Here is a 19,246-nt window from a genome sequence, read left to right as displayed (position 1 = left end):
AGATCATTTCTTCACTGCGATGATGGCGGTGGAAATGGCAATGAGATATTGAAAGAAAAAGTTGAGAAGAAGATTAATGTTATCCGCCAGAGTGCTGGCAATCGCTGTATGGATTTCGATGTCGCCTGCATGCTGATATCCCTGAAATGCAATTAAAATTACGATACCCTGCCCTATAATCGCGGCAATTTTTCCGTCAAGATCTGAAAATATTGAAGAAACAGAAAGTAGGAATATTGGTGCAAAATTAACTGCAAATAATAATATATTGAACATTATATCATATGGCATTAAGTCGTAAAACTCATAAATGGAATAAGAGGCGTAAATTACAGATATAGCAAATGATGCAAAAATAAGCATGGAAATGATCCTTTGAAAAAATAATAAAAAAACGCGTCCGGATTGCCCCAAACGCGATTCTATAATGACTGCAGCTAATCGGCCGTCAGCGACGGACTAGCGAAGGAATCCGACGGAAATTCGTCAGAGGTTGCGGCCGATCATGCCGCCGGCGACCGCGCCGCCGATGCCGCCGATCAAGGCGCCTCCGCTTCCGCCGATCGCATTACCGGCCACTGCGCCGCCGATGCCGCCGGCGGCTGCGCCGGTGATCGTCTTGTCAGTCGTCGAACAACCGGCAGTAGCGGCAAGCAAGCCGCCCAAGAGACAGAAAGTTGCAAGCTTCTTAGTCATAATCCATCACACATAAATTCATGGGAAAGCGCATGAATGGGAGATTCGGGTAAAAAATTAATGAAGTGGTCGGAGTGGCAGGATTCGAACCTGCGACCCCCTCGTCCCGAACGAGGTGCGCTACCAGACTGCGCTACACTCCGTGACCCGACGGCGGGCTTATAACGGGCATGCCGCCCCTCCGCAAGCTGAAACCGTGCCCTCAGTAAGGGCTTTCGACATTTCCGGTTTCAACATAGACCGCCTTGATCTGGGAATAGTGGTCGAGCGCTGCAAGGGCGTTCTCGCGACCGATGCCGGAACTCTTGAAACCGCCGAAGGGAAGCTCCACCGGCGTCAGGTTGTAGGCATTGATCCAGCAGCTCCCGGCCTGCAGCTGGCCGACCACGCGGTGGGCGCGCGCCATGTCGCGCGTGAAGACGCCTGCGGCCAGCCCGAACTCCGTGTCGTTGGCCCGCGCAATGGCCTCCTCCTCCGTATCGAAGGAGAGGACGCACATAACCGGTCCAAAGATCTCTTCACGGGCGATGCGCATATCATCGCGTACCTCGGTGAAGATGGTGGGCTCGACGAAAAAGCCCTTCTCGAAGCCCTGCAGGCTGGGGGCGCCGCCGCCCAGGTGCAGATGCGCGCCTTCCTCCTGTCCGAGCGTGATGTAGGACAGGACACGCTCGCGCTGCTCGGCGGAGACGAGCGGGCCCAGGTGTGTATCGGGGTCGAGCGGGTCTCCGAGCCGGATGGCGCGCGTGCGTTCGCTCAGGCGGTCGAGGAAGCGGTCATAGATGCCTTTCTGCAGGAAGACGCGGGTGCCGTTTGAGCAGATCTGGCCGGTGGAATAGAAATTGCCGAGCATGGCGCCGCCGACGGCGTTTTCCAGATCCGCGTCATCGAAGATGACGATGGGCGACTTGCCGCCGAGCTCCATCGTGCCGTGTTTCATCTGGCTGCTCGCAAGCGCCATCACCTTTTTGCCGGTGGCGACGGAGCCGGTGAGCGAGACTTTGGCCACCGCCGGGTGGCCGACCAACTGCGCACCCACTTCGCCCGCACCCTGCACGACGTTGAAGAGCCCGCCGGGAAGGCCGGCCTCGGTAAGGATTTCGGCGAGCGCTAGGGCGGAAAGCGGGGTGTTTTCCGACGGCTTGAAGACCATTGCATTGCCGGTGGCGAGCGCGGGGGCGGCCTTCCAGGCGGCGATCTGGATAGGATAGTTCCAGGCGCCGATGCCCACGCACACGCCGAGCGGCTCGCGCCGCGTATAGCCGAAGGGGCCGCCGAGCTCGATGTGATCGCCGTTGTGGGCGGCGATGGCGCAGCCGAAGAACTCCAGGGCATCCGCGGCAGAAGCCGGGTCGGCTACCAGCGTTTCCTGGATGGCCTTGCCGGTATCCAGCGTCTCGAGCCGCGCCAGCTCTTCGTTGCGGGTGCGCAGGATGTCGGCGGCCTTTCTCAGGATCCGCCCGCGCTCCATGGGTTTCACTCGCGCCCAGGACGCCTGGGCGGCGCGTGCCGACTCCACCGCCAGCTCGACGACATTGGGCGTCGCCAGATGCAGCTGGGCGATCCTCTCGGCTGTGGCGGGATAAATGACGTCGAGGCCTGCGCCTTGCGTATCCTCGGCGAAATCGCCGTTGATATAGTGCGAGGCCTTGGGTTGGGCGCGCATGTTCTTCTCCAAAGGGGTTAGCGGTCGGAAACCTGCCAGCGCGGATTGATCCACGGCTGTTGGTTCGACGGCGGCAGGAGGGGCTTGCCGAGAATGTGGTCAGCGGCCTTCTCGCCCACCATGATCGAGGGTGCATTGAGATTGCCGTTGGTGATCCGCGGGAAGATGGAGGAATCGGCAACCCTGAGACCCTCCACGCCGATCACCTTCAGCTCCGGATCGACGACACTCATGGGATCGTCCTTGTCGCCCATGCGGCAGGTGCCGCAGGGGTGGTAGGCGCTTTCCACGTGCTCGCGGATGAAATCGTCCAGAGCCTCATCGGAGGTGACGTGCTCGCCCGGCGCGATCTCGCGCCCGCGATAAGGCGCGAAGGCATCCTGGGAGAAGATTTCGCGCGTCAGCCGGATGCAGTGGCGGAAGTCGGCCCAGTCGTCCTCGTGCGCCATGTAATTGAACCGGATCTTCGGCGCCTGCCAGGGGTCGGGGGAGGAGAGCGTGACCGTACCGCGCGACTTCGAGCGCATTGGGCCGACATGGGCCTGGAAACCGTGCACCTCGGCCGCCGCCTTGCCGTCATAGCGGATCGCGGCCGGCAGGAAGTGGTATTGGATGTCGGGATAGTCGTAACCGGGGCGCGAGCGCACGAAGGCCGCCGCCTCAAAATGATTGGAGGCGCCGAGCCCAGTCTTGAAGAGCAGCCATTCGGCGCCGATCAGCGCCTTTGAGAAGAGACCGAGCTTGGAGTAGAGCGTAATCGGCTTGACGCACTCCTGCTGGATATAGAGTTCCAGATGGTCCTGCAGGTTCTGACCCACGCCCGGCCGGTCGGCCACTACGTTGATGCCGTTGCGGGTGAGTTCCTCGGCCGGGCCTATGCCCGATAGCTTGAGCAGTTTCGGCGAGTTGATTGCTGAGGCGGTAATGACAACTTCAAGTTGTGCTTTAACAACTTGAATCACTTTCTCAGCTTCGATCTCCACGCCGACTGCGCGTTGATTCTCTATCACAATGCGCCGCGCGAAACCTCTGACGAGACTCATGTTTTGCCGCTTGAGCGCAGGCTTCAGATAGGCATTGGCGGCGGACCAGCGGCGGCCCCGATGGATGGTCTGCTCCATCGGTCCGAAACCTTCCTGCTTGGCGCCGTTATAATCTTCGGTCAATTCGAAGCCCGCTTCGCGGCCCGCTTCGACGAAGGTCTGGTAGAGCGGATTGAGCCGCGGGCCGCGCTGTACGTGCAGCGGTCCGTCGGTGCCGCGCCAGCCGTCCTCGCCGTCCTTCGTGTTCTCCATGCGCTTGAAATAGGGCAGCACGTCCGCGAAAGCCCAGCCGTTGGCACCGGCTTCGGCCCAGTGGTCGAAGTCGCGCGCATGCCCGCGCACATAGACCATGCCGTTGATGGAGGAGGAGCCGCCGACCACTTTCCCGCGCGGGGTGGCGAGCCGGCGGCCGCCCAAGTGGGGCTCGGGCTCGGTGCTGAAGCCCCAGTCGTAGCGGGCCATGTTCATGGGGAAGGAGAGGGCGGCTGGCATCTGGATAAAGGGGCCGAAATCGCTGCCGCCAAGCTCGATGACGATCACCGAGTATTTGCCACCCTCCGACAGGCGGTAGGCGAGCGCGGAGCCGGCAGAGCCCGCGCCGACGATGACGTAGTCGGCCTCAAGCATCGTGTCGCCCTCCAAGCCTCAGCGTGACATAGTCCTCCACCAGCGCGACGGCGGAGGCCGCGTCCGGCGGACCGTCCTTCAGCGCGCGGCGGATGTAGAGCCCGTCGATAAGGGCTGCGATGCCTTCGGCCGTGCGCTCGGCTTCCGTGCGCGGCAGAAGCGGCTCCAGCGCGAAGACCAGGTTGGAATGGAGCCGCCGCGCATAGACGCGCAGGAGGCGCCTGAGCGCCGGCGTACGCTGCGCTTCCACATAGAAGGCGAGCCAGGCGGCGATGATCTCCGGCCGGAACTGCTTTTGCGAAAAATTCACGGCGATGATTGCGCGTACACGGGCAAGGCCGGCACATTCCGCCACGGCATCACGCAGGTCGCGACCGAGCTCGGCCAGGATGTGGCGCATGGTGGCGAAGAGCAGATCTTCCTTGGCGCCGAAATAGTGGTGCGCAAGGGCGGCCGAGACGCCGGCACGGCCGGCGATCTCCGACATGGTGACGTCGAGCGAGCCGCGCTCGCCGATGGCGCGGATGGCGGCGTCGATGAGCGCCCGCCGGCGCAGGGGTTCCATTCCGATCTTGGGCATGAAGGGCAGATTATTTTTAATTGATTCATCAATCAAGAAAAAATTTAACAGAAAAGCCCTCCTGCGCGATGCAGGCTGCGAGGTAGCCACCCCTTCCCATAAGGGGTTTGGGCGATCGCACGCGACTTTTGTTCTGTCTGTTTGACCCCCACCCCTAACCCCTTCCCTCAAGGGGGGAACGATGGCGTGCCGGCTCGGCTTCCCTCCGCGTTGGGGAGGGATTGAGGGTGGGGGGCCGGCAAAGTCGAACGAAACTCCGTCCACATGCGATAGCCTCCCCGCAAGGGGGAGGGGAGTGGGCAGCGTTGGCGCACAAGATATCCCCCGCGACCGCGCCGTTGCGATATGCTATCAATGCGTCGGGCAAGGAGACGAGGATGGCGGCAGCTTCAGGAAGGGGCATCGCCGGGACGCGGAGAGGATGAACCCGGCGGCCATCATCACCGGTGGCGCTTCAGGCGTGGGGCTTGCCGTAGCCGAGCGCCTTCTGGATGATGGCTGGTACGTCGCGGTGGTCGACAGCGACCGCGCGGCACTGGCCGAGGCGGAGGATCTTTTGGCTGGAGAGGAGGCGATCTTCCTTGCCGCCGACGTCACGGACGAGGATGAGGTCGCCGATGCCTTTGACGCGGCGGTAGGCGCGCAGGGGCTTTTCGCCGCCCTCGTCAATTGCGCCGGCATCAGGCGCGAGGCGCCGTTCGAGGAGACGAGCGCGGAACTTTTCCGTCAAGTCCTCGACATCAACCTGGCGGGTGCCTTCATTGCCGCCCAGGCGGCACTCGCGCGCATGGGCGAGGGACTTTCGATCGTCAATCTCACCTCTGTCAGCGGTCTGCGCGCCAATGGCGGCCATGCCGCCTATGGCGCCTCGAAAGCAGGCGTGAAGCTGATGAGCGAGGTGATGGCGATGGAACTCGCTGACCGCGGCGTGCGCGTCAACTGCGTGGCGGTGGGCCTTGTCGAAACCTCCACCGCCGCCTTCGACGAGGACATGGAGCGCCGCCGCGCCTGGCTGGAGGCCACGCCGCAGCGCCGCGCCGCCGAGCCGCGCGACATTGCGGCAGCGGTGGCTTATCTGCTTTCGCCGGAGGCAGGCTTCATCACCGGCCACACATTGGTGGTGGATGGAGGGTTCTCGGTCGCCGGACTGCCGCGCGAGGATTGAGCCGAGGCGGTATCCCAGAGGTCTATGCGGCCGAAGCCAGGGAGCTTTATCGCCGGCCGCAGGAGGTCGAAGCCGGCGACGAGGCCCAGAAGATTAAGCTCCAGACCCGTATCCCGCCCGAGCGCCAGCCCGGCATAGCCGCCAAGAAAGAGGCGGTAGTCCGTCCAGTCCGCATCGTGCTCGAAGACGACCAGGCCCCGCCTGTAGTCGCGGCCGATGGCGTTGGGCGGTATCGAGACGCCCAGTTCGGGCACTTGGCTCGCCACATGGGCGACGAAGGAGTTGGAGTTGGGACCGGGCCAGATAACGTAGTCACCTCTGTGGGAATAGGGATAGCTATCGATGGCCGCGCGTACCGCGTGTATCAGCCGCGCGGCCTCCGCACCGTGGAGCGCCTTCACCACATAGGGCATGTTGGAGTACCAGCGTCCGTCCGCCGCGTAGGCGTTCCGGCGCACCGGCGTGCCCCAGCCGACCTTTTCGTAGCGCTCGTAGGCGCTGCCTTCCGGCTTGAGCACGATCCAGGTGTGGAGGGAAAGCGCGCCCTTCATGCCGCCGGTGCGGGCGGCGAGGACGTAGATGGCCGCCTCCTCGCTTACCGAAGCCGGCGGCAGCAGGCCGGTCGCGCTCCAATCGGCGGCACCCCAGGAAGATGGCCGTTCCTCGAGGATCCACCAGCCGGCGAAAAGGCCGGCAGGCAGAAGGAAGGCAACAAAAATAAAGAAGACAATATGCTTGATTTTCCGCACGGCGCCCGCTCTTTAACCCCAAACTGCCGATGATGCGGAAGTTATTGATCCCGGCAATGTTGGTAAGAGCATGGCAAATCCGGTTCTGGTCGAGGCGCTACGCGGCGGCGTGGTGGAAAGCAGGCATCGCGGCGCGGTGGCGGTGGTCGACGCCGACGGCGGGCAAGTTGTCGCCATCGGCGACGTGGAGCGGCCGGTCTTCCCCCGCTCGGCAGTGAAGGCGATACAGGCCCTGCCGCTTGTCGAGAGCGGAACCGCCGATGCCTATCACTTCGGCAACCGCGAAATCGCTCTCGCCTCGGCTTCCCATGCCGGGGAGTGGGCGCATGTCGAGCTGGTGCAGGCGATGCTCGCCAGGGCTGGTCTAGACGAGCCTGCCCTTGAGTGCGGCGCCCACTGGCCGACAAACCATGAGACCACGGTTGCGCTCGCCCGTTCCGGGGCCGTGCCGACGCAACTCCACAACAATTGCTCCGGCAAGCATGCCGGCTTCCTGTGCACGTGCGTGCATAATGGCATCGACCACCATGGCTATATCGGCCATGGCCACGCGTTTCAGGAGATGGTGCGCGAGGCACTGGAAACGGTGACCGGCGCTGCTCACAGCGTCGACGCCTGCGGCACGGATGGTTGCTCCATCCCCACCTATGCCGTGCCGCTGAAGAACCTCGCCCACGGCTTCGCCCGGATGGCGTCCGGCACCGGCCTTTCCAGCGCACGCGCCGCCGCGGCACGGCGCATCTTCGCCGCCTGCACGGCCGAGCCCTTCTACGTTGCCGGCACGGGCCGTGCCGACACGGTGATGATGGAAGCAGGCGGGGGGCGTCTGTTCACCAAGGGAGGTGCGGAGGGCGTCTTCTGTGCGGCTATCCTCGAGCTTGGCCTCGGCATTGCACTCAAATGCGACGACGGCGCCGGGCGCGCCGCCGAAGTGATGGTCGCCGCGGTGCTGCGCGACCTCCTGCCTGAGGACGACCCGTTGCGCACCGCCCTTGCGGCGATGGCGCAGCCGGCGCTGAAGAACTGGCGCGGCATCGAGGTTGGCAGCCTCAGGCCGGCGGGAGCGTTGGCGGGGTGAACTTTCGCGGGAGGAGGCACCTCCTCCAGAGCCAGTCTCGTCGGCGAGGGCGGGAATCGGCTATGAAGCGGCATGGCCGCTACCTTCGATTTTCTCGCACGCCTCGAAACACTCGTCTCCCGCTATCGCGCTGAGGTCGCTGCACCGCACGAGCATCTCGCCGTGCTGCGCTGGCAGATTGCCGAGCGCCATGCGCTCTACGACCGCGCCACCATGCCGGGGCACGTGACCACCAGCGCCTTCGTCATCTCGCCCGACCATGAACAGGCTCTTCTGATCGACCACATCGCTCTCGGCCGTTGGCTCCAGCCGGGCGGACATTACGAGCCGGCGGAATGCTTTCACCAGTCTGCGGCGCGCGAGGCGGTGGAGGAGACCGGCGTCGCCGGCCTCACCCTGCATGAATGGCACCGGGGCGAGGACCTGCCGTTCAACATCGACAGCCACGAGGTGCCGGGCAAGGCCGCGCGCGGCGAGGCGACGCATCTCCACCACGACCTGCAGTACCTTTTCACGGCCGACCCGCATCTGCCGTTGAAAGCGCAGCGCGAGGAGGTCCATGCCGCCATATGGAAGCCCGTATCCGCCTTGCGCGATATCGCGCCGAACGCAGCAGCGCGTCTTGAGAGGGTGACGTAAACAACGCTCATGACTTCGTGAACCGCTTCGGCTAACCTCCGTCGCATCGGCTGGCGGGCGTGGAAATCGGGAGTAGTCTTATGCGCTGGAGAGGGCGCCGCCAAAGCACGAATGTCGAGGACCGGCGCGGGCGATCCGGCACAAGTGCATTTCCGGGCGGCCGGATACGCCTGCCCATGGGGCGGGCGGGACGCGCCGGGGGGGGCGGTCTGTCCACCATCATCATTCTCGTCATCCTGTTTTTCGGCCTGCGCGCTTTAGGCATCGATCCGATGGAAATGCTGGCCGAAGGCCCCGGGGCGCCCAGCGGTGGGACCGTGGAGAGAAGTGCCGCCAACGACGAGATGAGCCAGTTCGTTCGCGTGGTCCTGGCCGAGACGGAAGACGTCTGGAACGATCTTTTCGAGGCCGAAGGCAACCGCTACCCGGAGCCCTCTCTGGTGCTGTTCGGCGGGCAGATCAGATCGGCCTGCGGCTTCGCTTCTTCCGCCAGCGGCCCGTTCTATTGTCCGGGCGACAAGAAGGTCTATCTCGACCTCAATTTCTTCAGCGAACTTGCCAACCGATTCGGCGCGGCCGGCGACTTCGCCCGGGCCTACGTGGTGGCGCATGAGGTGGGCCATCATGTGCAGAACGTGATCGGCGTGCTGCCGCGCTTCAACCAGATGCGCCAGCGCATGAGCCAGGCCGAGGCTAACGCCATGTCTATTCGCGTCGAATTGCAGGCTGACTGCTTCGCCGGCATCTGGGCGCATCACACGGCACAGAAGGGCCTTCTGGAGGAGGGTGACATCGAGGAGGCGTTGAACGCGGCCAACCAGATCGGCGACGACACCTTGCAGCGGCGAACCCAGGGCTATGTGGTACCCGAGAGCTTCAACCACGGGACCTCGGAGCAGCGGCAGCGCTGGTTCGCGCGCGGGATCGAAAGCGGCCGGCCGACGGACTGCGACACGTTCAACGGACCCATCTGATTATCGACTGCTCCGAAGGGGATTGTGGAATGATGAGAGTTGGAACGGTTCTGGCCCTCCTGGTCTCGCTCGCCGGTGGGGCCGTGACCTCGCAGGCGCCCGAACTGGCGCAGCAGTACCGCCAGCGGCTCAATGGAGCGCTGGAGGAGCTTGCCAAGGTCGTAGCGCGTTTCGAGGAGGATGCGGCCCGCCATACATTGCGGCTTGACGAGGCGCTGGCCGTCTATGGCGATGCCGAGGAGCCCTTTCTGCGGGATCGCGGCCTGTCCATGCGCCGGGTTATCGAGCGCTTCGAGCGTCTGGAGCAGCAGTCCGTGCGCCTCGCCGAATTGCCGCCCCCTTTGCGCCCGCTGGCGGTCTTCGTCAATCCTGACGGAGATGTACTGAAGGGTGCCATGCAGGACTTCGAGCCAGCGGTGCCGCTGACGGCGCACGGCATGATCTGGACGGCCTCCGGGCTGCTCGCCGGCTTTGGCCTTTACAAGGGGCTGGCCTTCCCCTTCAGGCGCCGCCGCCGGGCAGCGCGGGTTCCAGGGCGATAGAAGCTTATCGCTCGGCCAGCGCCGGCTCGCCCTTCTTCTCGTGGATCAGGTTGACGAAGCGGCGGAAGAGATAGTGCGAATCCTGCGGACCGGGGGAGGCCTCCGGGTGGTGCTGGACCGAGAAGACCGGACGGCCCACAAGGCTGATGCCGCAATTGGAGCCGTCGAAGAGGGAAACGTGTGTTTCCTCCACGCCTTCGGGCAGGCTGTCGCTATCGACTGCGAAGCCGTGGTTCATGGAGACGATCTCCACCTTTCCGGTGGTGAAATCCTTGACGGGATGATTGGCGCCGTGATGGCCCTGGTGCATCTTGACCGTCTTGCCGCCGAGCGCCAGAGCCAGCATCTGATGGCCTAGGCAGATGCCGAAGATGGGCACGTCGCTCTTCAGGAGCTCGCGAATCATCGGCGCGGCGTATTCGCCCGTGGCCTCCGGGTCGCCCGGCCCGTTGGATAGGAATATGCCGTCCGGATGCATGGCCAGGATGTCCTCGGCCGTGCTGGTGGCCGGTACCACCGTCACCTCGGCACCGAGGCTTGAAAGCAGGCGCAGGATGTTGCGCTTTACTCCGTAGTCGATGGCGACGATGTGCAGCGCGGTTTCGCCCGTCGTGCCGTAGCCCTCGTCCCAGGCCCAGGGAGTCTCGCGCCAGGTGGAGGACTGGCCGGAGGTAACCTGCTTGGCGAGATCCAGGCCGAGGAGCCCGCTCCAGGCCTTCGCCTCGGCTTTGAGCGCTTCTAGGTCGAACGTACCGTCCGGCGCATGGGCGATAACGGCGTTGGCGGCACCCTTCTCGCGCAGGAGGACGGTCAGCGCCCGCGTATCCACTCCGGAAAGGGCGACAATGCCGCGCCGCTTCAGCCACTCGTCGAGGTGCTCGGCGGAACGGTAGTTGGAAGGTTCAGTGATATCGGCGCGGAAGATGGCACCCACCGCGCCGGCGCGAGCAGCCGGGGTCAGATCCTCGATGTCCTCGCGATTCGCGCCCACATTGCCGATATGCGGGAAGGTGAAGGTGACGATCTGGCTGGCGTAGGAGGGATCGGTGAGGATTTCCTGGTAGCCGGTGAGCGCCGTGTTGAAGCATACCTCGCCCACGGCCGAGCCAATGGCGCCGAGCCCATGCCCTTCAATCACCGTGCCGTCGGCCAGGACGAGCAGCGCCGTCGGCTTGGTCTCACCCCAGGGCGCGCTTGTCATTGCCATTTAGAATCTCCATCTGTAGGGAGGCCTTGAAATATAATCCGCCGTGCGCCATATCGCCCGGCGACATGCGAAGGGAGATGGCGTAAAGCCGCAGTCCCTCGCCAACAAAGTTGATGTCCATGCAAGGCGCGGACGATAGACGAAGGCCAGCAAGCGGTCAATTACCGCTCTGGAATTGCTTGTGTCCGATTAGCATAAGAATCCCAGCAGCTTACAGGACAGCGAAACGGTTTGCTTCACAAGTCAGTCGGCGTTATGGTCGCCGCTGCGACGGGAGATGAATGCCATGCGCGAGAAGATCGCCCAGGCGCTGAAAGACGCCGCTAAGGAACAGGACAAACGACGGATCTCGACGTTGCGTCTGATCCAGACGGCCATCAAGGATCGCGATATCGCCAATCGCGGAGCCGGCAAGGACCCGGTGAGCGACGAGGACATCATGGATATCCTCATCCGCATGGTGAAGCAGCGCAAGGAATCGGCCAAGGGCTTCGAGGAGGGAAACCGACTGGAGCTTGCCGAGCAGGAGCGCGAGGAAATCGGCATCATTGCCGAATTCCTGCCCCGGCCCCTTGGCGAGGACGACATGAAGAAGGTTTGCGCCGAGGTCGTCCACGAGGTGGGCGCCGACGGGTTGCGCGACATGCGCCGCTGCATGAACGCACTCAAGGAGAAGTTCCCCGGCCGCATGGACCTTGGCAAGGCGAGCGGCATCGTCAAGAATATGCTGCAGTAAAGGGGCGGGCTGGAGCTGTGAAGATCACGGCTCCTGTATTTGTCGCGCGCACGTGCGGGGCCGATCATCACGGACGTGGTTCGTCATCGCGCTGACAGCTACCATGATGGTGGCCGAGGTCACCGCCGCGACCATCTACGGCTCGATGGCGCTCGTCGCGGATGGCTGGCACATGTCGAGCGCTCGCTATTTCTTCGCACGGCACAACGCCCGCAAACCGCGTTTCACTTTCGGCATCGGTGTTACAGCCAGCCTTTCCGGCGGAAGTAGAACAGAGGCAAGATCGCCGACAGCACCATGACGCCGAGCGCCACCGGATAGCCCCAGGTCTCGTTGAGCTCCGGCATGAAGCGGAAGTTCATGCCGTAGATGGAAGCGATCAGCGTCGGCGGCATCAGGCCGACAGCGGCGACGGAGAAGATCTTGATGATGGCGTTCTGTTCGACCGAGATGAGCCCGACGACAGTGTCGAGCAGGAAGGTGATCTTGTTTGACAGGTAGTCGACGTAGTTTTCCAGCGATTGCGTGTCGCGCTCCAGCGATTTGATCCAGGTGCGCGTCTCCTTGCGGGGCTCGCTGCCCTCCACCGCCACCTGAACGTAGGCGAGCAGCCGGCCGATGCCCGACAGGCTCTCACGCACCTTGGATAGGAACGTGCCCTGGCTGCCGATCCGCGTCAGCAGGCGGCGAAATTCCTTGGTGCTCATGGGGCGTTCGGCGGTCTGCTTCTGCCATATCGCCTGCGAGGCGGTCTCGATCTCCTCCGTTACGTCCTCAAGGACATCCGCCAGCCTGTCGGTGGCTGCCTCGATAATGCCGAGCATGACGGAGCGGCCGCTGCACTTGGGGCTGAGGAGGTTGCTGCCAGGTTTGGTGGCGCGGCTGATGTAGAGCTCAATCGCCTTGGGTTCGCTGTAGCGCACCGTGACGAGCAGCCTCTCGGTGAGCACGAAGGAGATGGGGGCGATCTTCCGCTGCCCCATTTCGGCCTTGTGGAGGATCGGCGCAGTCAGGTATTTCACGCCTCCTTCCGTATAGAAGCGGCTCGATTCCTCGATCTCCACCATGTCCTCGGTGGTCGGGATGGAGGCCCCTGTCCAGGTTTCCACCACCTTGTCCTCCTCGGCGGAAGGGTTGAGGAGGTCGATCCACAGCACGTCGGCGGGTAGGGCCTCGTCCGGCTTCGGGTCGATCCGGCGAAGATAGTCGCCCTCCATGCAAAAGACTTGAATCATGGCATTGTTTCCTCGAATGACGCGCCGAGGCTGGATAACAGACCATTGTCGCGGCTGAAAGTTTCAGAGACGTTCAAGCAGCGTATCGACCAGCCGCCCCGCCGCATCCGCGAGCACGGTACCGGGCGGGAAGACTTCGGCCACGCCGGCTTGCCGCACTGCCTCGAGGTCGCCAGGCGGGATGACACCGCCGGCGACGATCAGGACCTCGTCGCGGCCCCGTTTTTGAAGCGCTTCTTTCAGCTCGGGGATGAGGGTGATATGACCGGCGGCCAAGGAGGAGATGCCGACGATATGCACGTCCTTCTCGTCGGCGAGCTTCGCCACCTCTTCCGGTGTCTGGAACATGGCGCCCACGGTGACGTCGAAACCGAGATCGCCGAAAGCCGTGGCGATCACCTTCTGGCCGCGGTCGTGGCCGTCCTGACCCACCTTGGCGACGAGGATGCGCGGCTGAGTGCCGGCCTTGTCGCGGAAGGCCGCAACCTTCTCCTCGGCGCGGACGACCGCTTCGTTGTCGCCCATCTCCTTGCGGTAGACGCCGGAGATGGTGCGGATCTCCGCCACATGGCGACCGAAGACCTTCTCCAGCGCTTGGGAAATCTCGCCCACCGTCGCCTGCGCACGGGCGGCGCGGATGGCGAATTCGAGCAGGTTCTGGCCCTTTTCAGCGGCTCTGGTGAGCGCATCGAGAGCGCTTTCCACGCCGGCCACGTCGCGCGTGCCCTTCAATCGCTGCAGCTTGGAGAACTGGCGCGCGCGCACCTCGGCGTTGTCGATCTTGAGGACCTCCACCTCACGGTCGGTCTCGGGTCGGTACTGATTGACGCCGATGACGGCCTGCTCGCCCGAATCGATGCGCGCCTGGGTACGGGCGGCCGCTTCCTCGACGCGCAGCTTGGGCACACCCTTCTCGATGGCCGAAGCCATGCCGCCGAGGCTTTCCACCTCCTCGATATGGGAAAGCGCGCGGGCTGCCAGATCGTGCGTCAGACGCTCCACGAAGGCCGAACCGCCCCATGGGTCGATGATGCGTGTGGTGCCGGATTCGGCCTGCAGAACGAGCTGCGTGTTCCGTGCGATGCGGGCGGAATGGTCGCTCGGCAGCGCCAGCGCCTCGTCGAAGGAGTTAGTGTGCAGCGACTGCGTATGCCCCTGCGTCGCCGCCATCGCCTCGACCATCGTGCGCACGATGTTGTTGTAGGGGTCTTGTGCGGTGAGGGACCAGCCGGAGGTTTGGCAGTGGGTACGCAGAGACAGCGAGCGCGGGTCCTTTGGCGAAAAGTTCTTCTTGATGAGCGTCGCCCACAACATGCGCGCCGCCCGCATCTTCGCCAATTCCATGAAGAAGTTCATGCCGATGGCCCAGAAGAAGGAGAGGCGTGGGGCGAAGCGGTCGATGTCGAGGCCGGCAGCAAGGCCGGCGCGGGCATATTCGATGCCGTCGGCGATGGTGTAGGCAAGCTCCAGGTCCGCCGTCGCTCCGGCTTCCTGCATATGGTAGCCGGAGATGGAGATGGAGTTGAACTTCGGCATGTGCTCGGCCGTATAGGCGAAGATGTCCGAGATGATCCGCATCGAGGGTTTGGGCGGGTAGATATAGGTGTTGCGGACCATGAACTCCTTGAGGATGTCGTTCTGGATGGTGCCTGCAAGGTCCCTCTGGGCGACCCCCTGCTCCTCCGCCGCAACGATGTAGAGCGCCATGATCGGAAGCACGGCGCCGTTCATGGTCATTGACACCGTCATCTTGTCGAGCGGGATGCCGTCGAAGAGCTGGCGCATATCGAGGATGGAATCGATTGCCACCCCCGCCATGCCGACATCGCCGGCGACGCGCGGATGGTCGCTGTCGTAGCCGCGATGGGTGGCAAGGTCGAAGGCGACGGAAAGGCCCTTCTGACCGGCAGCGAGATTGCGGCGGTAGAAGGCGTTCGATTCTTCGGCCGTCGAGAAGCCGGCATACTGGCGGATGGTCCACGGGTGGCGGACATACATGGTGGGGTAGGGGCCGCGGACGAATGGCGGCAAGCCCGGATAGGTGTCGAGGAAGGGCAGGTCTTTCAGGTCCTCCTCGCCATAGGCGCGGCGAATGGAGATGCCCTCTGGCGTGTCGCGGCGGCCTTCCGGCCGCTCGCCACCCGCCTTCGCCGGTTGGGACCAGGCGAGGGCCGAGAAGTCAGGGATCATTCGGTTTCTCCAAACCCCTCGTCGAGGCGTGAGGCGGGCAGGGGATCGCAGGCCACCGCCCCGTCGCGCGGCATCGGCTGCCGCTCGGCGGCAAGCGTGGTGACGGGGCGCTCGCGGTCCATCGTGTAGACTGTCGTGCCGACGATCTTGTGCTCGCCCTCGCGAACCTTGCCGAGCCGCTCCATGCGGGCGCTCGCAACGCGCTTCTGAATGTGACCGGCGGCGAGGCTTCTCAGCACCCCGCCCTCGGCCTCGATGCGGCGGAACTCCTCCCACGCCTTCTCGCACAGCCCATCCGTCAGCGCCTCGATACCGCCGGAGCCGGCGGCCGGATCGGCGACGAACTCAAGCCGGCATTCCTTCTCGAGGATGAGCTGCGTGTTGCGCGCCAGCCTACGCGCGAAGGCGTCGGGCAGGCCGTGGGTGATGGTGTGCGGCACCACGGAGATGGAATCGGCGCCACCTGTGGCCGCTGCGAAGGCGGCGATGGTGGTGCGCAGGATGTTGGTCTCCGGATCGCGTGCCGTCATCATGCGGTAGGAGGTCTCTGCGTGGATGGCGACGGGCATCGGATCGATGGAGCATGCCTCCAGCATGCGCGCCCACAGCTTGCGCAGCGCCCTGATCTTTGCCATCGACTGGAACTGGTCCTGGTCGACGCTGAGTGCGAAGCCGATGTGCGGGGCGGCATAGACCAGCGGCTGGCGCGCCTCCTCGAACATCCTGAGATGCGAGACGGCGGAAGCCAGCATGATGCCGAGCTCCTGCGCCTCGGTCGCCCCGGCATTGTGGAAAACGCGTCCGTCCGCTTCAAGTAGAATGCCGGGCAATGCCAGTGCGAAGAAGCCTGCGAGCGACTGCGGCATTGAGGCTTCCAGCGCCTCGATGGACATGCGCAGCCTTCCCGTGCCGGCGAAGAGCGAGGCCGGGTCGACACCGAAGGAGAGGCTGAGACGGGCGGGATCGGCGCGCCTGTCGCGCAGCACCTGCACCAGCCAATCGATGGACGCGCGGCTGTTCGGGTGCACGTCGATGCGCAGATGGACGTTCCTCAAAGGCACGTCGGCAAGTGCGTCGCGCAGGCCTTCCGGGCTTGCCGGCAGACCGTAGCCGAAGGCGTTCGGTGCACCGGCGAAGATGAGGGAGAGGCCAGTGGCACCCTGCGCCAGGTCCTCCTTCGCCTGGGCCGCGGCCCGTGCTGGGTCAGGATCGTCCATACGCTGGACGAGCGCCCAGGAGGCGTTCGGGTCGAGACGCGGCAGGGGGCGTGCGCCTTCGGCGCGCTCGTAAAGCGGTTCAATGCCGATGCCATCGTCGCTACGGTGGCTGAGAGACCCGTAGTCAGTGTCCTTGCCCAATGAGCGGGCAACCAGTTCCAGCCATTGCTTCCTGTCGACATCGGGAAAATCCGACTTTGTCAGGATCGTTCGATCCATCTTCGTCCCCTGTCCCTTTGTATCCGCGTGGCCATGTTCCGAGTTTAGGATGAGGTTACGTTTGCCGCAATGCACCCTTCGGTGTGCAATCGCTTTTCTTGAACGTTGTAAATAGGGCGTGAGAAGGCCCCCTCAAGAACAAGACATTGTGGCAGCGGGCACCGCCGATTATACCTGACCGATGATGCCGGCAGCGGCAGGGGAAAGAAAAAGGAGAGGGCATGAGCGGCGAAGATAGCATTTTTCTCGGCGCCAGTCGGCACAACGACGATAGCTATCAGCAAGCCGAGCGGCTCCTGCTGAAATACGCCAACCGGCACGGTCTTATCACCGGCGCCACCGGCACCGGCAAGACCGTATCGCTGCAGATCCTGGCAGAGGGCTTCTCCAATGCCGGCGTTCCCGTCTTCTGCGCGGACATCAAGGGCGATCTCTCCGGCATTGCCGTAAAGGGCGAGGAGAAGGAGGTTCTGACCAAGCGGGCCGAGACGATCAAGCTGGATCCATACGAGTTCCGTGAGACGCCGGTCATCTTCTGGGATCTGTTCGGCGAGAAGGGCCATCCGATTCGGGCCACCATCTCCGAGATGGGACCGCTGCTTCTGTCGCGGCTCATGAACCTGTCGGATGCGCAGGAAGGTGTCATGAACATCGCCTTCCGCATCGCCGACGAGGAGGGGCTGCTGCTGCTCGACCTCAAGGACCTGCAGGCGCTGCTCGCCCATATAGCCGAGCGGGCCGGCGAGATCGGCGTGCGCTACGGCAATGTGTCGAAACAGTCCGTCGGCGCGATCCAGCGTTCGCTCCTGGTGCTCGAACAACAAGGCGGCGAGCATTTCTTCGGCGAGCCGGCGCTTGAGATCGCCGACCTGATGCGCACCACCCGCGACGGGCGCGGCTATGTCAGCGTGCTTGCCGCCGATAAGCTGATGATGAATCCGCGACTTTACGCGACATTCCTGCTGTGGCTCTTGTCGGAGCTGTTCGAGGAACTGCCCGAGGTGGGCGATCCGGACAAGCCGAGGCTAGTCTTCTTCTTCGACGAAGCGCATCTGCTTTTCGACGAAGCGCCGAGGGCGCTTGTCGAGCGCGTAGAGCAGGTGGTGCGCCTCATCCGCTCAAAGGGCGTGGGCGTCTACTTCGTCACGCAGAACCCGCTCGACGTGCCCGACAGCGTTCTGGCACAGCTCGGCAACCGCGTGCAGCACGCGCTGCGCGCCTACACTCCGCGCGAGCAGAAGGCGGTGAAGACGGCGGCTGACACCTTCCGTCCCAACCCGGATTTCGATTGTTTCGAGGCGATCACGAAATTGGGCGTCGGCGAGGCGCTGGTTTCCACGCTCGAGGCGAAAGCCGTTCCCTCGGTCGTCCAGCGCACGCTCATCCGCCCGCCGTCCTCGCGCATGGGCACGATCTCCGATGCCGAGCGCCGGGCGGTGACGGGCCAAGGCCCGGTCGCCGCGCAGTACGACAAGGAGCTGGATCGGGAATCGGCCTTCGAGATGCTGCAGAAGCGCGCTGCCGAGAAAGCCACCGAGGCGGAGGAGCAGCCGTCCAAGGAGACCGCGGAGGCGGAAGGATCGGGCTGGTCGTTGCCGGGTTTTGGCGGCGGCCGCTCGTCCGGCAGCAAGAGCTCCTATCGGCGCCAGTCGGTCACGGAAGCTGCCGTCAAATCCATCGTCCGCTCGGTCGGTACGACATTGGGGCGCGAGATCATCCGGGGAGTTCTAGGCAGCTTGAGGAGGCGTTGAGTTCCCTATCGAGGGGAGGACACCGCCACACTAAACCGTGTAGACCCCGCTGGTCACCACGACCGGCGTTCCCTCTGGCACGCGGTCATAGAGGTCGATCACGTCCTGATTAATCATGCGCACGCAACCCGATGACACGGACTTGCCGATCGTCCACCATTCGGGCGAGCCGTGGATCCGGTAGAGCGTGTCCTTGCCGTCTTCATAGAGATAGAGCGCACGGGCTCCGAGCGGGTTCATGATGCCGCCTTCCATGCCGCCACGCCATTCGCCCGTGTCCTTGTCGAACTCCGTGCGGTACTTCTCCAACTCCGGCTGACGCTCAATCATTTCCTCCGGCGGGTGCCAATTCGGCCACACCCGCTTCTTATTGATCTGCGCCCGGCCTGCCCATTCGAACCCGGCGCGCCCAAGGCCGACGCCGTAGCGCAAGGCCCGGCCACCCCCGCGCACGAGGTAGAGGAAGTGCTGCGAGGTGTCGACGACGATCGTGCCGGGCTGCTCGCCCGTCGGGTCGGCCACTTCCTGACGGTAGAGCCGTGGGTCCAGCTTCTCGATGGGGACGGAGGGAATTTCGCGACCGTCGTCCACCATCGCGCCGTACATGACGCGAAATTCGGAGACGCTGGGCGTCGGTGCCGGGCGCGCCGGTGCATACGCCGTCTGCGTGGAAGGTACCGACACGCAACCGGCGAGCGCCGCGGTGGCGGCGCTGGCCGCCGTGGCAGAAAGGAACCGGCGGCGTGTCATGGTGGGGGAGCAGGGGTTAAAGGTGGACATCGGTCTCTTCTGTTCGCTCAAAAAACGTTTCATGCAATGCGGTGAAAAGCTGGGCAACGATGAGGACGGCTGAGTCGGCTAGGGCGCAAGCATAAACCTGTAATTCGGGCGGGAGGGTGAATTTGGCAAGGCAGCACCGCATTATCGACCCG

Annotated in this window: 18 protein-coding genes, 1 tRNA gene and 1 pseudogene; 8 read left to right on the top strand and 12 right to left on the bottom strand. The window is 63.9% G+C overall.

The window, feature by feature from the left end; translation table 11 throughout:
- Nucleotides 1–3 precede the first annotated feature (3 nt).
- From N5A92_RS00285 to betI, 6 genes are all read right to left on the bottom strand, one after another.
- Nucleotides 4–363 (bottom strand): hypothetical protein, encoded by a 360-nt coding sequence (locus N5A92_RS00285; RefSeq protein ID WP_260899807.1) that lies wholly within the window; start codon nucleotides 361–363, stop codon nucleotides 4–6.
- 123 nt (nucleotides 364–486) lie between these two features.
- A complete protein-coding gene (locus N5A92_RS00280) occupies nucleotides 487–696 on the bottom strand; it encodes a glycine zipper 2TM domain-containing protein (protein ID WP_260899806.1) in 210 nt (69 codons plus the stop codon).
- 66 nt (nucleotides 697–762) lie between these two features.
- Nucleotides 763–839, bottom strand: a tRNA-Pro gene (locus tag N5A92_RS00275).
- A 59-nt stretch (nucleotides 840–898) separates the two neighbouring features.
- On the bottom strand, nucleotides 899–2,362 hold the full coding sequence (gene betB / locus N5A92_RS00270) for a betaine-aldehyde dehydrogenase (protein WP_260899805.1): 1,464 nt from the start codon (nucleotides 2,360–2,362) through the stop codon (nucleotides 899–901).
- A gap of 17 nt (nucleotides 2,363–2,379) precedes the next feature.
- Entirely contained in the window at nucleotides 2,380–4,032 is a 1,653-nt protein-coding gene (gene betA / locus N5A92_RS00265) for a choline dehydrogenase (protein WP_260899804.1), read from the bottom strand.
- Nucleotides 4,025–4,612, bottom strand: a complete 588-nt coding sequence (gene betI / locus N5A92_RS00260; RefSeq protein WP_260899803.1) for a transcriptional regulator BetI — start codon at nucleotides 4,610–4,612, stop codon at nucleotides 4,025–4,027. Before betI ends, betA begins: the two co-directional genes overlap by 8 nt.
- A 421-nt stretch (nucleotides 4,613–5,033) precedes the next feature.
- Here betI and N5A92_RS00255 point away from each other — a divergent pair, with 421 nt between their 5' ends.
- On the top strand, nucleotides 5,034–5,777 hold the full coding sequence (locus tag N5A92_RS00255) for an SDR family NAD(P)-dependent oxidoreductase (RefSeq protein ID WP_260899802.1): 744 nt from the start codon (nucleotides 5,034–5,036) through the stop codon (nucleotides 5,775–5,777).
- Here N5A92_RS00255 and N5A92_RS00250 read toward each other — a convergent pair.
- On the bottom strand, nucleotides 5,684–6,526 hold the full coding sequence (locus tag N5A92_RS00250) for a DUF3750 domain-containing protein (protein WP_260899801.1): 843 nt from the start codon (nucleotides 6,524–6,526) through the stop codon (nucleotides 5,684–5,686). The two genes, N5A92_RS00255 and N5A92_RS00250, sit on opposite strands and share 94 nt — an antisense overlap.
- 70 nt (nucleotides 6,527–6,596) lie before the next feature.
- Between N5A92_RS00250 and N5A92_RS00245 the strand changes: the two genes are divergently transcribed.
- The 4 genes from N5A92_RS00245 to N5A92_RS00230 all read left to right on the top strand — a co-directional run bounded on the left by N5A92_RS00245 (nucleotide 6,597) and on the right by N5A92_RS00230 (nucleotide 9,759).
- Entirely contained in the window at nucleotides 6,597–7,604 is a 1,008-nt protein-coding gene (locus N5A92_RS00245) for an asparaginase (protein WP_260899800.1), read from the top strand.
- A 72-nt stretch (nucleotides 7,605–7,676) separates the two neighbouring features.
- Nucleotides 7,677–8,243, top strand: a complete 567-nt coding sequence (locus tag N5A92_RS00240) for an NUDIX hydrolase (RefSeq protein ID WP_260899799.1) — start codon at nucleotides 7,677–7,679, stop codon at nucleotides 8,241–8,243.
- A gap of 80 nt (nucleotides 8,244–8,323) precedes the next feature.
- Nucleotides 8,324–9,217 (top strand): KPN_02809 family neutral zinc metallopeptidase, encoded by an 894-nt coding sequence (gene ypfJ / locus N5A92_RS00235; RefSeq protein WP_260899798.1) that lies wholly within the window; start codon nucleotides 8,324–8,326, stop codon nucleotides 9,215–9,217.
- Nucleotides 9,218–9,246: 29 nt separating this feature from the next.
- The gene (locus N5A92_RS00230) at nucleotides 9,247–9,759 is read left to right on the top strand and encodes a DUF2937 family protein (RefSeq protein WP_260899797.1); all 513 of its coding nucleotides are present in this window, start codon (nucleotides 9,247–9,249) and stop codon (nucleotides 9,757–9,759) included.
- Nucleotides 9,760–9,763: 4 nt separating this feature from the next.
- Here the strand turns inward: N5A92_RS00230 and carA are convergent, their stop codons facing one another.
- Nucleotides 9,764–10,966 (bottom strand): glutamine-hydrolyzing carbamoyl-phosphate synthase small subunit, encoded by a 1,203-nt coding sequence (gene carA / locus N5A92_RS00225; protein ID WP_260899796.1) that lies wholly within the window; start codon nucleotides 10,964–10,966, stop codon nucleotides 9,764–9,766.
- Nucleotides 10,967–11,252: 286 nt separating this feature from the next.
- Here carA and N5A92_RS00220 point away from each other — a divergent pair, with 286 nt between their 5' ends.
- Both N5A92_RS00220 and N5A92_RS27230 read left to right on the top strand, forming a co-directional pair.
- Entirely contained in the window at nucleotides 11,253–11,702 is a 450-nt protein-coding gene (locus tag N5A92_RS00220) for a GatB/YqeY domain-containing protein (protein ID WP_260899795.1), read from the top strand.
- A gap of 70 nt (nucleotides 11,703–11,772) precedes the next feature.
- Nucleotides 11,773–11,970, top strand: a pseudogene (locus N5A92_RS27230) (cation transporter); the annotation flags it as partial.
- On the opposite strand, the gene N5A92_RS00210 reads toward N5A92_RS27230, so the two are convergent.
- From N5A92_RS00210 to N5A92_RS00200, 3 genes are all read right to left on the bottom strand, one after another.
- The gene (locus N5A92_RS00210) at nucleotides 11,945–12,937 is read right to left on the bottom strand and encodes a magnesium transporter CorA family protein (RefSeq protein WP_260899794.1); all 993 of its coding nucleotides are present in this window, start codon (nucleotides 12,935–12,937) and stop codon (nucleotides 11,945–11,947) included. The pseudogene N5A92_RS27230 and the gene N5A92_RS00210 sit on opposite strands and share 26 nt — an antisense overlap.
- Before the next feature lie 63 nt (nucleotides 12,938–13,000).
- Nucleotides 13,001–15,127, bottom strand: coding sequence for a methylmalonyl-CoA mutase (gene scpA / locus N5A92_RS00205; protein ID WP_260899793.1), 2,127 nt, complete (start codon nucleotides 15,125–15,127; stop codon nucleotides 13,001–13,003).
- Nucleotides 15,124–16,563, bottom strand: a complete 1,440-nt coding sequence (locus N5A92_RS00200) for a methylmalonyl-CoA mutase family protein (protein ID WP_260899790.1) — start codon at nucleotides 16,561–16,563, stop codon at nucleotides 15,124–15,126. The genes scpA and N5A92_RS00200 overlap by 4 nt, the downstream gene beginning before the upstream one ends.
- Nucleotides 16,564–16,784: 221 nt before the next feature.
- On the opposite strand from N5A92_RS00200, the gene N5A92_RS00195 reads away from it, so the two are divergent.
- On the top strand, nucleotides 16,785–18,314 hold the full coding sequence (locus N5A92_RS00195) for a helicase HerA-like C-terminal domain-containing protein (RefSeq protein WP_260899789.1): 1,530 nt from the start codon (nucleotides 16,785–16,787) through the stop codon (nucleotides 18,312–18,314).
- 30 nt (nucleotides 18,315–18,344) lie between these two features.
- Here N5A92_RS00195 and N5A92_RS00190 read toward each other — a convergent pair whose 3' ends face one another.
- On the bottom strand, nucleotides 18,345–19,094 hold the full coding sequence (locus tag N5A92_RS00190) for a L,D-transpeptidase (protein ID WP_260899788.1): 750 nt from the start codon (nucleotides 19,092–19,094) through the stop codon (nucleotides 18,345–18,347).
- Nucleotides 19,095–19,246 lie beyond the last annotated feature (152 nt).

This window comes from Chelativorans salis (assembly GCF_025336525.1).
Classification (GTDB): domain Bacteria; phylum Pseudomonadota; class Alphaproteobacteria; order Rhizobiales; family Rhizobiaceae; genus Chelativorans; species Chelativorans salis.
This window is presented reverse-complemented; position numbering and strand designations above follow the sequence as displayed.

Bases quoted from the DNA above. Each gene is read 5' to 3' on its own strand.
- N5A92_RS00285 (WP_260899807.1), bottom strand. From the start codon at position 363: ATGCTTATTTTTGCATCATTTGCTATATCTGTAATTTACGCCTCTTAT.
- N5A92_RS00280 (WP_260899806.1), bottom strand. From the start codon at position 696: ATGACTAAGAAGCTTGCAACTTTCTGTCTCTTGGGCGGCTTGCTTGCC.
- betB (WP_260899805.1), bottom strand. From the start codon at position 2,362: ATGCGCGCCCAACCCAAGGCCTCGCACTATATCAACGGCGATTTCGCC.
- betA (WP_260899804.1), bottom strand. From the start codon at position 4,032: ATGCTTGAGGCCGACTACGTCATCGTCGGCGCGGGCTCTGCCGGCTCC.
- betI (WP_260899803.1), bottom strand. From the start codon at position 4,612: ATGCCCAAGATCGGAATGGAACCCCTGCGCCGGCGGGCGCTCATCGAC.
- N5A92_RS00255 (WP_260899802.1), top strand. From the start codon at position 5,034: ATGAACCCGGCGGCCATCATCACCGGTGGCGCTTCAGGCGTGGGGCTT.
- N5A92_RS00245 (WP_260899800.1), top strand. From the start codon at position 6,597: ATGGCAAATCCGGTTCTGGTCGAGGCGCTACGCGGCGGCGTGGTGGAA.
- N5A92_RS00240 (WP_260899799.1), top strand. From the start codon at position 7,677: ATGGCCGCTACCTTCGATTTTCTCGCACGCCTCGAAACACTCGTCTCC.
- ypfJ (WP_260899798.1), top strand. From the start codon at position 8,324: ATGCGCTGGAGAGGGCGCCGCCAAAGCACGAATGTCGAGGACCGGCGC.
- N5A92_RS00230 (WP_260899797.1), top strand. From the start codon at position 9,247: ATGATGAGAGTTGGAACGGTTCTGGCCCTCCTGGTCTCGCTCGCCGGT.
- carA (WP_260899796.1), bottom strand. From the start codon at position 10,966: ATGGCAATGACAAGCGCGCCCTGGGGTGAGACCAAGCCGACGGCGCTG.
- N5A92_RS00220 (WP_260899795.1), top strand. From the start codon at position 11,253: ATGCGCGAGAAGATCGCCCAGGCGCTGAAAGACGCCGCTAAGGAACAG.
- N5A92_RS00210 (WP_260899794.1), bottom strand. From the start codon at position 12,937: ATGATTCAAGTCTTTTGCATGGAGGGCGACTATCTTCGCCGGATCGAC.
- scpA (WP_260899793.1), bottom strand. From the start codon at position 15,127: ATGATCCCTGACTTCTCGGCCCTCGCCTGGTCCCAACCGGCGAAGGCG.
- N5A92_RS00200 (WP_260899790.1), bottom strand. From the start codon at position 16,563: ATGGATCGAACGATCCTGACAAAGTCGGATTTTCCCGATGTCGACAGG.
- N5A92_RS00195 (WP_260899789.1), top strand. From the start codon at position 16,785: ATGAGCGGCGAAGATAGCATTTTTCTCGGCGCCAGTCGGCACAACGAC.
- N5A92_RS00190 (WP_260899788.1), bottom strand. From the start codon at position 19,094: ATGTCCACCTTTAACCCCTGCTCCCCCACCATGACACGCCGCCGGTTC.